Annotated in this window: 12 protein-coding genes; 4 read left to right on the forward strand and 8 right to left on the reverse strand. The window is 69.8% G+C overall.

Features of this window, described 5'->3' with window-relative positions; translation table 11 throughout:
• The first annotated feature begins 2 nt into the window (after positions 1-2).
• Positions 3-1,457, forward strand: coding sequence for an MDR family MFS transporter (locus AB4Y94_RS04545; protein WP_441725360.1), 1,455 nt, complete (start codon positions 3-5; stop codon positions 1,455-1,457).
• A 9-nt stretch (positions 1,458-1,466) separates the two neighbouring features.
• On the opposite strand, the gene AB4Y94_RS04550 is transcribed toward AB4Y94_RS04545, so the two are convergent.
• The 4 genes from AB4Y94_RS04550 to AB4Y94_RS04565 form a co-directional block, all read right to left on the reverse strand.
• Complete coding sequence (locus AB4Y94_RS04550) at positions 1,467-2,300, reverse strand: ABC transporter permease (protein WP_441725802.1); 834 nt, start codon at positions 2,298-2,300, stop codon at positions 1,467-1,469.
• A 37-nt stretch (positions 2,301-2,337) separates the two neighbouring features.
• Positions 2,338-3,330, reverse strand: coding sequence for an ATP-binding cassette domain-containing protein (locus AB4Y94_RS04555; RefSeq protein WP_441725363.1), 993 nt, complete (start codon positions 3,328-3,330; stop codon positions 2,338-2,340).
• 8 nt (positions 3,331-3,338) lie between these two features.
• Entirely contained in the window at positions 3,339-4,448 is a 1,110-nt protein-coding gene (locus AB4Y94_RS04560; RefSeq protein WP_441725366.1) for a LolA family protein, read from the reverse strand.
• 263 nt (positions 4,449-4,711) lie between these two features.
• The gene (locus AB4Y94_RS04565) at positions 4,712-5,896 is read right to left on the reverse strand and encodes a coiled-coil domain-containing protein (RefSeq protein WP_441725369.1); all 1,185 of its coding nucleotides are present in this window, start codon (positions 5,894-5,896) and stop codon (positions 4,712-4,714) included.
• Between the two features lie 199 nt (positions 5,897-6,095).
• Between AB4Y94_RS04565 and AB4Y94_RS04570 the strand changes: the two genes are divergently transcribed.
• Positions 6,096-7,148 carry an ATP-dependent DNA ligase gene (locus AB4Y94_RS04570; RefSeq protein WP_441725372.1) on the forward strand — a complete coding sequence of 351 codons (1,053 nt, stop codon included), beginning with the start codon at positions 6,096-6,098 and terminating at the stop codon, positions 7,146-7,148.
• Between the two features lie 8 nt (positions 7,149-7,156).
• Here AB4Y94_RS04570 and ligD read toward each other — a convergent pair whose 3' ends face one another.
• The 3 genes from ligD to AB4Y94_RS04585 all read right to left on the reverse strand — a co-directional run bounded on the left by ligD (position 7,157) and on the right by AB4Y94_RS04585 (position 10,213).
• Positions 7,157-8,176 carry a non-homologous end-joining DNA ligase gene (ligD, locus tag AB4Y94_RS04575; protein WP_441725374.1) on the reverse strand — a complete coding sequence of 340 codons (1,020 nt, stop codon included), beginning with the start codon at positions 8,174-8,176 and terminating at the stop codon, positions 7,157-7,159.
• 28 nt (positions 8,177-8,204) lie between these two features.
• Complete coding sequence (locus AB4Y94_RS04580) at positions 8,205-8,633, reverse strand: VOC family protein (protein ID WP_441725377.1); 429 nt, start codon at positions 8,631-8,633, stop codon at positions 8,205-8,207.
• A gap of 68 nt (positions 8,634-8,701) precedes the next feature.
• Positions 8,702-10,213, reverse strand: coding sequence for a DHA2 family efflux MFS transporter permease subunit (locus tag AB4Y94_RS04585; RefSeq protein ID WP_441725379.1), 1,512 nt, complete (start codon positions 10,211-10,213; stop codon positions 8,702-8,704).
• Positions 10,214-10,389: 176 nt separating this feature from the next.
• On the opposite strand from AB4Y94_RS04585, the gene AB4Y94_RS04590 reads away from it, so the two are divergent.
• Both AB4Y94_RS04590 and AB4Y94_RS04595 read left to right on the forward strand, forming a co-directional pair.
• Positions 10,390-11,493, forward strand: a complete 1,104-nt coding sequence (locus AB4Y94_RS04590; RefSeq protein ID WP_441725381.1) for a beta-ketoacyl-ACP synthase III — start codon at positions 10,390-10,392, stop codon at positions 11,491-11,493.
• Between the two features lie 92 nt (positions 11,494-11,585).
• Entirely contained in the window at positions 11,586-13,313 is a 1,728-nt protein-coding gene (locus tag AB4Y94_RS04595) for an AMP-binding protein (protein ID WP_441725384.1), read from the forward strand.
• Here the strand turns inward: AB4Y94_RS04595 and AB4Y94_RS04600 are convergent.
• Positions 13,291-14,295 carry an NADPH:quinone oxidoreductase family protein gene (locus AB4Y94_RS04600; RefSeq protein WP_441725388.1) on the reverse strand — a complete coding sequence of 335 codons (1,005 nt, stop codon included), beginning with the start codon at positions 14,293-14,295 and terminating at the stop codon, positions 13,291-13,293. The genes AB4Y94_RS04595 and AB4Y94_RS04600 overlap by 23 nt on opposite strands.
• Between the last annotated feature and the right edge of the window lie 30 nt (positions 14,296-14,325).

The raw sequence follows: 14,325 nt of genomic DNA on the forward strand, positions 1-14,325 counted from the left end.
CGATGACAGGGCACGGCAGCGGGGTGGGTTTCAGGTCCGAGCGGGGGCCGATCCTCATCGCGCTCATGCTCACGACCGGACTGGTCGCGATCGACTCGACGATCCTGGCTACCGCGGTGCCGTCGATCGTCGCCGACCTCGGTGGGTTCTCGCAGTTCCCCTGGTTGTTCTCCATCTACCTGCTGGCACAGGCGGTGACGGTTCCGGTCTATGCGAAACTCGCGGACACGATCGGGCGTAAACCGCTGATCCTGATCGGGATCGGCCTGTTCCTGCTCGGCTCGGTCCTCTGCGGCTTCGCCTGGAGCATGCCGGCGCTGATCGCGTTCCGAGCACTGCAGGGCCTCGGCGCCGGGGCGGTGCAGCCGATGGCGATCACCATCGCCGGTGACATCTACACCGTCGCCGAGCGCGCCAGGACGCAGGGCTATCTGGCCAGCGTGTGGGCGGTTTCCTCCGTGGTCGGCCCCACGCTCGGTGGGGTGTTCTCCGAGTTCCTGTCCTGGCGATGGATCTTCTTCGTCAACGTCCCGTTGTGCCTCATTGCGGGCTGGATGCTGGTGCGCCACTTCCAGGAGAAGGTCGAGCGCCGCGCCCATACCGTCGACTACGCCGGCGCGATCCTGCTCACGGTGGGTTTGAGTGCCCTGATCCTCGCGGTGCTCGAGGGCGGCCAGGCCTGGGCTTGGGCGTCTCCGCAGAGCATTGTGGCGTTCACGCTGGGCGGCCTGTTGCTGGTCGCGTTCGTCTTCGCCGAGCGACGCGCCGCCGAGCCGATCCTGCCGCTCTGGGTGTTCTCCCGGCGATTGTTGCTCACCACCACGTTCATCTCGCTCGGGGTGGGTGCGATGCTGATCGGGCTCACCTCGTACGTTCCCACCTACCTGGAGGGCGCCCTCGGCGTCTCACCGCTGGTCTCAGGCCTCGCCCTGGCGGCGCTGACCATCGGCTGGCCGATCTCGGCGTCGCTCTCCGGCCGGCTCTACCTGCGCATCGGCTTCCAGCGCACTGTCCTGGTGGGCATGGTCTTCGCCCTCATCGGTACCGCTGTGCTGGCGGCGTTCGCGTCGTCGCCGCGGTTGGTCGTGGTGGCGGTGAGCTGCTTCGTGGTGGGGCTCGGCATGGGCCTCGTCGCCACCCCGAGCCTGATCGCGGCCCAGTCCAGTGCTCGCTGGAATGAGCGCGGCGTGGTCACCGGCACCAACATGTTCGCCCGGTCGATCGGCAGTGCGGTGGGAGTGGCCGTCTTCGGCGCTCTCGCGAACGCGGTGTTCGCCGCCTCCGGCGCGTCATCCGGCGGCCGTCACGACGCATCCGTTGTCACGCAGGCGGCCGGGGCCGTGTTCATCGCTGTGCTGGTCTGCGCCGTGCTCACCGTCATCGCAGGCCTGGCCATGCCCCGCTCCCGGGTCGAAGACATCGAAGTGCGTGCCGGTGCGTCGCTCCCGGAGAACTGACGCCGCGAATCACGACAGCACGTCCTTGGTGAGGAATCTCCCGTAGGCCAGCGCCCCGAACGTCACGATGTAGCCGAGCTGCAGCAGCGTGTTGTCGCCGAATGAGGTCCAGTCGGGTGGCTGCCGCAGCAGGTCGGCGAAACCCAGCCAGTAGTTGGTGAACAGCCACGGATGCAGCCAGTCCAGTTGCGGAAGCGCGCCGAGCACCTGCGCGGTGACGGATAACACGATCGTGGCGGCCATCGCCCCGACCGGCACATCGGTCAGGGTGGAGATGAACAGGCCGATGGCCGACAAGCCGAGCAGGGAGACCGTGACGTAACCGGCGATCCACAGCAGGCGCAGCGCCGACTCCGGCACATCGATGGTGTCGCCAGAGAGCAGCGTCACCGGGCCGATCGGGAAGAGCAGCACCCCGACCAGGGTTCCCGCGACGACGACCGACAGGGTGGCGGTGATGCAGAACACCACCGCGCCCAGGTATTTCACCACGAGGAGGCGCACGCGGCCGGCCGGAGCGACGAGGAGGTACCGCAGCGTCCCGTGGCTGGCCTCGCCGGCCATCGTGTCGCCCGCCACCACGCCGATGGTGAGCGGCAGGAACAGCGGGATGGAGAGGATGAGCGCGGTGACGCCGACGAAGAGCCCGTTCTGGGTGATCTGGTCGAGGAACGCCGGACCGCGGCCGCCCCGGGTCGCCGCTGTGAGCCGCACCGCCACGGCGATCAGGATCGGCACGGCGGCCAGGGCGGCCAGCAGCGCCCAGGTGCGGCGCCGGCGATACAGCACGCTCAGCTCCGAGCCGAAGAGCGCCCAGCCCGTCACCGCTCGGGCGCCCGTCAGCGGGGGCTGCTCCGGCTCGTTCGCGCGGTCGCCCGGTTCAGTCAGCAACGTCGAACCCCTCGCCGGTCAGCGCCACGAAACGGTCTTCGAGGCTGGGCGTCTCCACCGCGAACCCGCGCACCCGCACGTTGCCACGCACCAGGGCGGCAACGATCGCCTCGGGCGGCACACCCCCGTCGCGGAGGACCGCGGTGATGAGATCGTCATCCGTGTATGGCCGGTCGCCCACGTGGAACGCGGTGTTCGGCGGGTCGGGCGAGAGGCCGAGCGCGGTGAGCACCCGACGTGCGTCAACGACATCCGCTGTGCGCAGCCTCACCTGCGACTGGCCGGAGCGACGCAGCTGATCGAGGGTTCCCTGCGCGACCAGGCGGCCGGTGCTCATCACGGCCACGTGGGTGCAGATCTGTTCGATCTCGGCGAGCAGGTGGCTGGAGACGAACACGGTCGAACCCCGGTCGGCGAGCGAACGGATGAGGTGCCGCACTTCGCGCGTGCCCTGCGGGTCCAGCCCGTTGGTGGGTTCGTCGAGCACCAGCAGTTCCCGCGGGCTGAGCAGGGCATTGGCCAGGCCGAGCCGTTGCTTCATGCCGAGCGAGTACGCGTGCACCTTCTTGCCGGCGGCATGGGTGAGGCCGACGCTCTCCAGTGCCGCGGCCACCCGGGAGCGGCGGCTGCCGCCCGGCGCGTGCGGGTTGGCGGTGTCGAGCCGGTGCAGGTTCGCGGCGCCGCTGAGGAACGGGTAGAACGCTGGTCCCTCGACCAGCGCGCCGACCCGGGGCAGCACGTCGGCCACGTGCCGTGGCATGTCGCGGCCGAGTACCCGGATATCGCCGGCCGTCGCGGAGGCCAGGCCCAGCAGCATCCGTATGGTCGTGGTCTTGCCGGAACCGTTCGGGCCGAGGAAGCCGTAGACGGCGCCGCGGGGAACGGCGAGGTCGACACTGTCGACCGCCGCGTGGTCACCGAACCGTTTGGTCAGGCCCGTCGTCTCGATCGCCAGGTCGGTAATCGGGACGAAGTGGGTCACGGCGGCGGTTAACGGCCGGCGGATGCGTCGCGAAGCGCCTGCACCGGAACCGCGCCGGCGAACACGCGCCCGTCGTCGGTGATGAGCACGGTGAGGAGGGAGGTGCTCAGCAGGCGGCCACCGTCCACGGACTCGGTCAGCTGCCCGAAGAGCGGGGAAGCGGTCAGTTCGGGTGGAACGCTGCCGGCCGGAAGGGCCGCGACGGCGTCCCAGCCCGTGCCGATCACGGTGGGCTCGGGCAGTGCGCCGGCCTGGTGCTCCGCCGGTGCATCGCCTGTCCCTGGTCCGGTCGGCAGGGTCTGCTCGGTGACGGTGGCGCCCTTCGGCGGCGTGAAGCTGAATCGGCTCTCCGCCGGCTTCTCGAGGCTCAGCGCGGTGAAGGCGAGTTCGAACGCGGGATCCTTCTGGCCGCGTGCGTTCACGGCGACGCTGAGGGGAAGGCCGGTCTCGGCGTCGACGGCGATGGACACCGAGTCGACGAGCGTGGTGCTGCTGCGCGGGTCGAGGAGGAGCGTGTAGGCGGCACGGCCGGCGACCCGGGTGTCGGCCCCGACAGCCACCGTGGTGCTGGGATCGACGGCGGCGAGCAACCGCTTCGCCAGTTGGGCGGGGGTCTGCGCCTCGGCTGGAGCCTGGCTGTCCTGTGGCTCCGCGCTGCCGCGCTGACCGGGTGCGGGGAGAGTGACGTGGGTGGCGGCCCTGTCGCTGGAATCCCACAGCCAGACGTCGCTCCCGTTCCGGATCATGTCACGCTCGGCGAGCTGGTCCAGGATCTGCACATGCGCCTGGTCGGGCCCGTTCAGGTACACCCGAGCCCGGTGGGACCCGGTGAGCAGTTCCAGCAGGGATGCGGCATCCATGGCGGAGCCGGAGCTGAGACCCGGCTTGTTCGACGGGTCGGTGGCCGGCAGTTCGGGGAGCCCGAGCTTCGAGGTCTGCTCGACGGTGCCGGACAACGCCGTCACGCTGCTCTCGCCGACCAGCGCGAGCACTTCCTGGGGGGTCTTGTCCGGCAGGTCCGACGCGGCATTCGCGGTGAGCGGGAGCACCAGCGCCCCCGAAACGATCACCACGGGAACGACCAGGGCGGGCATCCAGCGCACGGTCTTGCTGGCCATCAGGCATCCCTCCGGCGTTTTTTTCGATCTGTCTCCTCCGACACTACGCTCCACAGCCGACGCCAGCGCTCCCAATTTGCTGTGCATCCCCGCCACGGTCATGCCGGTCTGCCGGCGGCCCCGTGCATAACTCCTGCAATTCGTGATCGAGGGAGGCGGGATCCGCGTAGTCGCGCGGCCCGGACCCCGTGCCATGTGAAACAGCAGGAGTTAAGCACCGGGTGCCGGCGGCACGTGCCCCGGCTGGGCATCCGGCCTCGGGCCTAGTACCAGTTGAACTGCTCGGAATGCGCCCAGGCCGCGCACGGGTTGCCGTAACGCCCCGCGATGTAGCCGAGGCCCCAATCGATCTGGGTGTTCGCGTTCGTGCGCCAGTCGTCCCCGGCGCTGGCCATCTTGCTGCCGGGGAGGGACTGCGGGATGCCGTAGGCGCCGCTGGACGCGTTGTAGGCGTTGGCGCGCCACCCGGATTCGCGGTTCCACAGCAGCACCAGGCAGTTGTACTGCTCGGTGCCCCAGCCCCGCGATGCGACCGCCCCGGCCGCGTAGGACTTGGCCGCGGCGGGGTTCACCACCATGCCCGCCGGGGGCGGCCCGTTCCCTGAGCCGCCGGCTCCGCCAGAGCCACCGGACCCGCTCGAGCCCGCCGCGGCGGCGGCAGCAGCTGCTGCAGCCTGTTGTTGCTGGAACGCCTCGGCCGCCGCGACGCCGGCGCGATACGAGCGCTCGGTCTCCGCGGTGGAGTTCCTCAGGCTGGCCAGCTGCGCGTAGAGCACCTCGGCGACCGTCCGCTGACTGGCCAGCTCGGCATCGGCGGCCCGCTGGGCCGCTGCCGCCGCGTCGGCCTTCTGCTGCGCTTCACGGGCAAGCCGGTCGCGCTCGCGCTCGGCAACCGCGGCCTGCTCGCCGAGCGACTTCGCCAGGTTCTGCCGGGCCAGTGCCCGCTCCTGCAGGCCACGCATGGTCTCGCCCAGACGAGTGGTGACGCTGAGCTGGTAGAGGAGGCTGGTGTCCGGATCTGGATTCAGCAGCATCCGGTTGACCAGGTCCCCGGCGCCCGAACGATAGAGGTGGGCGCCGAGGCGGCCGAGCTCGGTGGTTGCTGCCTTCGCGCGCGCCGACGCGTCGGCGAGCCTCAATTGCAGCGCCTGCGCGCGCGCGATGGCCGCCGTCAGGTTGCCCTCTGCCGTGGCCGCGGTGGCGCCGGCGACGATCGCCGCGTCGCCGAGTTCGGCGGCGCGGGTCTCCAACGAGGCAAGGAGGGAATCGATACGGGTGACCTCTTCCTGGGTGGCCGCGGTGGTGGCCCGGGCGGCCTGGACCTCGGCCCAGGTCGGGTAGTCGTCGCCCTCGGCGTAGGCGGGCGCAGCGAGTGACGCGCAGACCGACAGCGCGACGAGCAGGGTCGCTACTCGCGCGCGGCGCCGCACACGCTGACGGCTCAGCACCCCGCACCTCCGTGCACTCGGCCGTGCACTCGACACACCTCCAGCACTCGACACACCTCCGGAGTGAGACTCTACGGATTGCGGCGCCGTCGGCCGGGAGCACGCGCCCGTGCCCGGCAGATGCGCGGCGGCACGGCAAACGGCACAGCCGACCGGGACACCCCTGTCGCCCCGCGCCCTGGCACGGCAAGATCGGTGCATGGACATTTCCCCGAGTTCCCCGGTCGCCCCGATGCTGGCCAAGGCGGTCGATGCCGTCCCCGAGCAGGACAGCGTTCCCGGCGGCCTCAGTTACGAACCCAAGTGGGACGGCTTCCGCAGCATCGTCTACTTCGACGGCCAGACCGTCGAGATCGGCAGTCGCGGTTCCAAAATGCTCACCCGCTACTTCCCCGAACTGACCGGGGCCCTGGCCCGCCTGCTCCCCACCCCCTGCGTCCTCGACGGGGAGATCGTCGTCCGCTCCGGAAAGCCCGGCCATGAACGCCTCGACTGGGAGGCGCTGTCGCAACGGATCCACCCGGCAGAGAGCCGCATCCGCCTGCTCGCCGAGCAGACCCCCGCCATGTTCGTCGCGTTCGACCTGCTCGCCGTCGGCGACGACAGCGCCCTGGACACCCCATTCGCCCAGCGCCGCGCCGCGCTCGAGGAGCTGGCCGGGGGCCTCGGCCACCCGATCCACCTGGCCCAGACCACCACCGACGTCGACCTGGCCCGCCGCTGGCTGGTCGAATTCGAGGGCGCCGGCCTCGACGGCGTCGTCGCCAAGCCGCTCGCCGCCGCCTACGAGCCCGGCAAACGCCGAATGCTGAAGATCAAGCACAAACGCACAGCGGATGTCGTCCTGCTGGGGTACCGGGTCCACACCAGCGGCACCGGGGTCGGCTCCCTGCTGCTCGGGCTGTACGACAGCGACGGCGTCCTGCGGAACGTGGGCGGGGCATCCGCTTTCAGCGACGTGCGCCGCCGTGAGCTCATCGACGAACTCGCCCCCCTGGTCATGCGCGGCGCCGACGGCGAGCCCGTCACGGGCGAGACCGATCGCAGCCGGTTCTCATCCGCGAAGGACGTCTCGTACGTGCGCCTGGAGCCGACCCGGGTGATGGAGGTGCGTTACGACCAGATGGAGGGCTCCCGGTTCAGGCACACCGTGCAGTTCGACCGGTGGCGGCCGGACCGGGACGCGACCTCCTGCACCTTCGAGCAACTGGAGCGGCCGATCGAATACGACCTGAACGACGTGCTGGCCTAGGCCAGGCCTCAGCCCTTTTTCGCCCGGCTCGGCTGCACGCGGGGCGGCTCCCCCGGCATCTTCGGGTAGTCGGGCGGGAACGGCAGCTCGCCGAGCCCGCTCGCGAGGTCCCGTTCCCACCAGCCGAGCAGCGCGTCGATCGTTCCCGGCGCGTCGCCCATTCGCGCCCACGGGTCGCCGCTGGTGCGCAGGCGGTCCGGAACGGTGGCGATCGTGAATCGCTTCGGATCCGTCGTCTCCAGCTCGTCCCACTCGATCGGGGTCGACACTGACGCGTGCGCGAGCGCCCGCGGGCTGTATGCGCCGGCCATGGTGCGGTCCCGGTTGGCCTGGTTGAAGTCGACGAACACCTTCTCGCCGCGCTCCTCCTTCCACCAGGCGGTGGTGACCTGCTCCGGCATCCGTCGCTCGAGTTCACGGGCGGCGGCGATCACGGCGTGCCGCACATCCTGGAACTCGTGGGTCGGCTCGATCGGCGCGAACACGTGCAGGCCGCGGTTGCCCGAGGTCTTGATGAACGCGTCCAGGCCGGCTTCAGCCAGCACCCTCTGGAGTTCCTGCGCAGCCGGGATGGCGTCGTCGAAGTCGGTGCCGGGTTGCGGGTCGAGGTCGATCCGCAGCTGGTCAGGGTTGTCGGAATCCTCGGCGCGGGACGGCCACGGGTGGAACACCACGGTGTTCATCTGCACCGCCCAGACCGCTGCGGCCGGCTCGTCGATGACGAGCTGCGGGTGCGATCGGGCGCTCGGGTAGACCACCGGCACCGCGCGGACGTAGTCCGGCGCGCCCTTCGGCGGGTTCTTGGAGAAGAACATCTCCCCGTCGATCCCGTCCGGGTAGCGCTGCAACGACACCGGACGGTCGCCGTTCGCAGCGACGAAGGCCTCCCCCACCGCCACGATGTAGTGAGCCAGGTCGAGCTTGGTGATGCCCGATTCCGGCCAGAGGATGCGACCGGGGCTCGAAATCCGCACCTCGCGGGTACCGTTCGGACCGTCGACGGGGAGCACCACTGCTTCGCTTGCCATGGCCCCACGCTACCCCCGGGCAGCCCGGTCAGCTCGGGGCACCCTCCGGGGCACCGGAGATGTTGACCAGCCACGAGACACCGAACTTGTCGACCAGCATGCCGAAACTGTCGCCCCACGGCGCCTTCTCCAACGGCTGGGCGATGGTGGCGCCGTCGCTGAGTTTGTCCCAGTACCCCTGCAGTGCGGCCTCCTCGTCACCGCTGAGCGAGACGGAGTAGTTGGTGCCGGCGGTGATCTCCATGCTGTGGGGAGTGTCTGCCGCCATCAGCGTCATGCCGTTGGGCGCGTCCAGCTGGGAGTGCATCACCTTGTCGGCGTCGGCCGGGTCTTCGCTGGCCTGGAAGTCGGCGAACGTGCTGATGTTCAGGTCTCCGCCGAAGACCGACTGATAAAAGGTGATGGCCTCCCGCGCGTTGTCGCGAAAGCTGAGGTATGGGTTCAGGCGAGCGGTCATGGCTGGATCTCCAAGGGTTTCAATGGGTTGCTACTGCTGCGATTATCGACCACGCGGGCGCCGCAGCACTAGCCCCGATCGACCCGCCGCGGCAGGGCGAATACCAACAGGAACGCGACCACGCTGAGGGCTGCGCTCACACCGAGCGCGGCGGCGGCGCTGGTCGTGAACGCGTCGGCCAGGGCTCCCGGTGTCGGGCCCTTCACGTTGAGGGTCCCGAACAGCACGCTTCCGATCACGGCGATCCCGATCGCGCTGCCGACACGCTGCATCACGCCGATCACGCCGCTCGCGGCGCCCGCCTCCGTGCGGCCCACGGTCGCGACGATGAACTGCGCGTTCGGTGCGATGAAGCATCCGTTGCCCACACCGGCGACGAACAGCGGGGCCAGCAGCACCCAATTGGTGAGGTCGCCGGCCGGGACCAGCAGCAGCACCAGCCACACCCAGACCAGTCCGACCGCGAGCAGGCCCGCCCCGATGACCAGCACGTTGCGGCCGAGCAGCCTGGCCAGCCGATCGCTCTGCGCGGCACCGATGATGCTTCCGATCGCAAACGGCACGGAGACGATGCCGGACTCCAGCGCGGTGTGGCCGAGGCCCGCCTGCCAGAGAATCGAAATCGTGAAGAAAATGCTGGTGAACGCCGCGAAGTAGACGAGCGCGAGCACAACGCCGCCGGTGAATTGCGGGTGCGAGAACAGGTGCGGCGGCACCAGCGGAACCCGGTCGCGGCTGACCACCCGCAGCTCCCAGAGCGCGAATCCGACGACGAGCAGCACGCCGGCGGCAAGGGTCACGTAGGTCCAGAGCGGCCAGCCCTGGTCTTCGCCCTCGATCAGCGGGACCAGCAGCGCCACCAGGCCGGCGGAGAGCAGCAGCAGGCCGAACCAGTCGTTGCCCGCTTGGGACGGCCCCTCCGACCCTCCGGGCAACAGGATCGCCGCGGCGATGAGGGCCGCCACCCCGATCGGGAGGTTGACCCAGAACACCAGCCGCCAGCCGTTCTCGTCGCCGAACGCCTGGATGATGAGTCCGCCGAGGATGGGTCCGATGGCGGTGGAGACGCCGATGATGGCACCCATGATCGCGAAGGCCTTGCCGCGCACCCGGCCGGGGAACATCAGCTGGATCATCGCCGTGACGCCGGGCACGAACATTCCGCCGGCGACTCCCTGAATCACCCGGGCGATGATCAATTGCAGGTCGTTCTGCGCAAGTCCGCAGAACAGGCTGGCCAGGGTGAACAGGGCGAGCCCGGTGAAGAAGACCCATTTGTGCCCGATCCGGTCGCCGATCCGGCCGGCCGGGATCAGCACCAGGCCGAACGCCAGGGCGTAGCCGGAGATGATCCACGACAGTGTTGCCTCTGAGGCGCCCAGGGTGCTGCGGATAGTGGGGAGCGCGACATTGACGATAGTGGTGTCGAGCAGCGCCATGAACATGCCGGCCATCAGCACGACCAGCGCCGTCCAGGCGCGGCGCGGAACGCCCGGTGCGCCCGGTGCGCCCGGTGCGTCAGGCGGCGCAGCGTGGCGCGCGGTGTGGGCAGTGTTCGGCGGTGAGGTGGGGTCTGTCACGCGGTGAGGTCCTTTCAGCGGCACACGGAACGCTATACCCGTCGTGCCTCCCACGCACGCCCCGCGCCGAACGGCATCCGCTCACGCGGAGCTCCGTTCCCGCAGGGCTAGACTGTCGGCATCGTGCCCGCGGCGCCGCGTGGCGGGCCGGATTCGCTGATGTGAGAAGGAACCCCATGTCCCCCAGCCTGCGAAGCGCACCGACATCCAGCTTCTCCCGGTTGCTGAGCGTGGGCGGTGTGCGCGGAGAGTTGGTCGTGCCGAACGACGACCTGGTCGGGGCGATCGACAGCTCAGACGAGTGGATCCGCCGCCGCACCGGCATCGTCACGCGCCGGAGGGCACCGCGCGGCTCACTGGTCGAGGACCTCGCCGAAGTCGCCGGCCGCGCCGCGGTCGAGGCGGCGGGCCTTGACCCCTCCGACATCGACGTCATCATCGTGTCCAGCGTCACCTGGATGCAGCCGACACCGGCCATGGCGCCGGTCGTCGCCGCCCGGATCGGCGCGTCCGTGTCGGCGGCGGCCTACGACGTCAACGCCGGATGCGCCGGCTACTGCTACGCGATCGGCCAGGCCGACGCAATGGTGCGTTCCGGCCTGGCACGGCACGTGCTGGTGATCGGGGCCGAGAAACTCTCCGACTACGCCGACCCCTCCGACCGCAGCATCTCGTTCATCATCGGCGACGGTGCAGGGGCGGCCGTCGTCGGCCCCTCGGACGTGCCGGGGATCGGTCCGACGGTCTGGGGCTCCGACGGCTCCCTCTCCGACGCGATCACAGTGACCCACCCGTGGCTGGACTACAAGTACGCCGAACCCGGGCAAACGGTGCACTGGCCCACGGCCCGCCAGCAAGGTCCCTCCGTCTACCGGTGGGCGGTCTCAGCCATGCCGAAGATCGCCGCGCGCGCGATCGAGGCGGCGGGCCTCCGCCCCGAGGACATCGACGTGTTCATCCCACACCAGGCGAACCTCCGCATCGTCGAGACCATGGCCGGCAAGCTCGGCTTCCGGCCCGACGTGGTGGTCGCCCAGGACATCATCGACACCGGTAACACCTCCGGCGCCTCCGTGCCGCTGGCAACCGAACGGCTGCTGCGGGAAAACCAGGCCCATGCCGGGCAGGTGGCCCTGCAATTCGGCTTCGGCGCGGGACTCGCCTACGCCGCCCAGGTCATCCTGTTGCCCGACGCCGTCGCCCCGGAGCAGACCGCGGCTCCCGCACGCGCATCCGCTGCTCCGACGCTGGAGTCGGGTTCGACCGCCCTGCTAACGTAGCCCCGACAAAGATGTGCCGAGCCGATCAGTCGCCACCGGAAGACTCGACCCTCTGAAGATGTGCGGGCAGCCGTGATCGGACAGGAGCGGACATGATGGAGCCAGCGACGTCGCCAGCCGCGGGAGAGGCCTTCGGGCCATACACTCGCGAGGACATCGAGCGGTACTACGACAACGGCGACTGGCAGCACCAGGTCCTCTTCGACATCGTCGCCGACCGGGCCATGCAGCACCCTGACCGCATCTACGTCACCGACGGGACGACATCCGTCAGTTACGGGCAACTCCGCGCCGATGCGATACGCCTGGCCGCGGGGATCGCCTCCCTCGGCGTCGCACGCGGCGACCGGGTTGCCGTGCAAACCCCGAACTGGGCGGAATTCGCCACCATCACGGTGGCCCTGTCACGGCTCGGCGCTGTGCTGGTGCCGATCATGCCGATCTTCCGCGGCGACGAGGTGGGCTATATTCTGCGGCACTCCGGCGCCAAGGTCATCATCGGACCGGACACGTTCCACAACTTCGACTTCCTCGGCATGTACCTCGGCCTGCTGGGCGACCTGCCCGAGCTGACGACTGTGCTGATCGCGCGCCCGGAGAACCCCGCGGGACTCGGGGAGGCGCTGGACCTCGCATCGGTGTACGCCGGCGGGGAGATCGACGAACTCGACGCAACGCTCGGCGAGACGGCGACGGCGAACGACGGATGCCTGGTGGTGTACACCTCGGGGACGACCGCCCGGCCGAAGGGCTGCTTCCACACCTTCAACACGCTGTACGCGAGTTCGATCGGCATGATCCGGCGACTGGGCGTCACCGCGGACGACGTGTTCTTCAACGCGTCGCCGGTCACGCACTCGACCGGCCTGGTCACCGGGATGCTGATCCCGCTGATCACCGGCGGCGCCACGCATTTCGTTCCGGCGTGGACGCCGGCCGTTGGCCTGGACCGGATCAAGGAGTACCGGTGCACGATCACCTTCACCTCGACCACGTTCCTGGCCGGCACGATGCAGGCGTTCGAGGCGGATGCGCATGACATTTCGAGCATGCGCTACTGGGTCTGTGCGGGGGCGCCGATCCCCGGCGCCGTGGTGCAGGAGGCGCGCACCATGTTCCCGGACTGCGCGGTCCTCAGCCTCTACGGGCGAAGCGAGAACATGGTCACGTCGATGTGCGGGCCGGACGACCCGCCAGAGCGTTCGGTGCTCTCCGACGGGCACGCGCTGCCCGACGCGATGATCAAGGTCGTCGACATCGAAGGCACCGAGGTGCCCCGCGGCGCGACCGGCGACCTGGCCTACCGGGGCCCCTCGCACATGCTGGAGTACTACCAGGACCCGCAGCAGACCGCGGCGCTGTACACCGGGGACGGGTTCTCCCGGTCCGGAGACATCGGGGTGATGGACCAGGCCGGGTACATCAGGGTCAGCGGACGGATCAAGGACATCATCATCCGCGGCGGCGTCAACATCAGCAGCCGGGAGATCGAGGACCTGCTGCTCGGCCACCCGGCGGTGCGTGACGTCGCGATCGTGGCCATGCCGGACCGGCGGCTCGGGGAACGCTTGTGCGCGTTCGTCGTTCCGACGCCCGGCCTGTCGCTGCCGGATCTGGCCCACCTGGCCGAATTCCTGCGGGCGAAGCAGATCGCCGTGCAGAAGCTGCCGGAGCGGCTCGAGATCGTCGACGCCCTGCCGATGACGGCGGTCGGCAAGGTGCGCAAGAACGTGTTGCGGGAGCAGATCGCCGATATCATCAGTGTGGAGCAGGGCAGCGTGGAACAGGGCGCCGGGGTCAGCGCGGAATCTCCACGATGACCTTGCCGAGCGCTGCGCCGTCCTCGATCAGGCGCAGCGCGTCCACGCTTCGCTCGAGCGGGAAACATGCGCCGACATACGGGTGGATCAGTCCCTGGTCGAGTAGCTCCTGAACCGCGTCGCGGACCATGAGCAGGGTTCCGGGGTGTTCGGAGTCCATGGTGTCCATCGAGATACCGGTCACGGTGAGGTTGCGCAGCAACAACCGGTTCACCGTGACGACGGGGATGGAACCGCCGGCGAAACCGATCACCACGAGGGTGCCGCCGATTCGCAGGGAGCGCAGGGAATCGGTGAAGCGGTCGCCGCCTACCGGGTCGAAGACGGCGTCCACGCCGTGCCCGCCGGTCAGCCGGCGCACCTCGTCCAGCCATGGCCCATCCGAACGCACCACATCCCTCGCACCACAGAGCCGGGCAACCCCTTCCTTCTGGTCAGACGACACGACGGCGATCGCACGCACGCCGAAGGTTGCGGCGAGGTCGAGTGCGGCCGTACCGACGCCGCCGGCGGCGCCGTGCACGAGCACCGACTGGCCGGGGCGCAGCCCGCTTCGGTGATACGCGTACCAGGCGGTCGAGTAGTTGAGGTAGACGGCCGCGCCATCCGCGAACGTCATCGAGTCCGGCAGTCGCACCGTGTATTCCGGGGCGGCGAGGGCCCGTTCGGCCAGTCCGCCCCAGAACACGATCCCGCCGACGCGGTCGCCGACCGTGAAGCCGGTTCCCGGGTCGCTGGCGGACACGACGCCGGCAACCTCGCTGCCGCTGACATATGGGGTGGGGGCGCCGTACTGATAGCTGCCATAGCTCTGCAGCACATCGATGAAGGAGAGCCCTGCCGCGTGCACGTCGACGACGAGGCGCCTGCCGCGCGCCCGCTCGTGCGCGCCGGCCGGCTGCGGAACGCGCGTCACCCGCGCGGCGGACGGCCCGTCGAGGCGCTCGACGACCATCGCCGTCATGGATTCCGGTTCGCTCACGGGGTATCGCGCCTTCCTGCCGGGCGCTGC

The sequence above is a fragment of the Glaciibacter sp. 2TAF33 genome, from assembly GCF_052114945.1.
Taxonomy (GTDB): Bacteria; Actinomycetota; Actinomycetes; order Actinomycetales; family Microbacteriaceae; genus Cryobacterium.

Excerpts from the sequence above, each read along its gene's own strand:
- AB4Y94_RS04545 (WP_441725360.1), top strand. The coding sequence starts at position 3 with ATGACAGGGCACGGCAGCGGGGTGGGTTTCAGGTCCGAGCGGGGGCCG.
- AB4Y94_RS04595 (WP_441725384.1), top strand. The coding sequence starts at position 11,586 with ATGATGGAGCCAGCGACGTCGCCAGCCGCGGGAGAGGCCTTCGGGCCA.
- ligD (WP_441725374.1), bottom strand. The coding sequence starts at position 8,176 with ATGGCAAGCGAAGCAGTGGTGCTCCCCGTCGACGGTCCGAACGGTACC.
- AB4Y94_RS04560 (WP_441725366.1), bottom strand. The coding sequence starts at position 4,448 with ATGGCCAGCAAGACCGTGCGCTGGATGCCCGCCCTGGTCGTTCCCGTG.
- AB4Y94_RS04580 (WP_441725377.1), bottom strand. The coding sequence starts at position 8,633 with ATGACCGCTCGCCTGAACCCATACCTCAGCTTTCGCGACAACGCGCGG.
- AB4Y94_RS04570 (WP_441725372.1), top strand. The coding sequence starts at position 6,096 with ATGGACATTTCCCCGAGTTCCCCGGTCGCCCCGATGCTGGCCAAGGCG.
- AB4Y94_RS04590 (WP_441725381.1), top strand. The coding sequence starts at position 10,390 with ATGTCCCCCAGCCTGCGAAGCGCACCGACATCCAGCTTCTCCCGGTTG.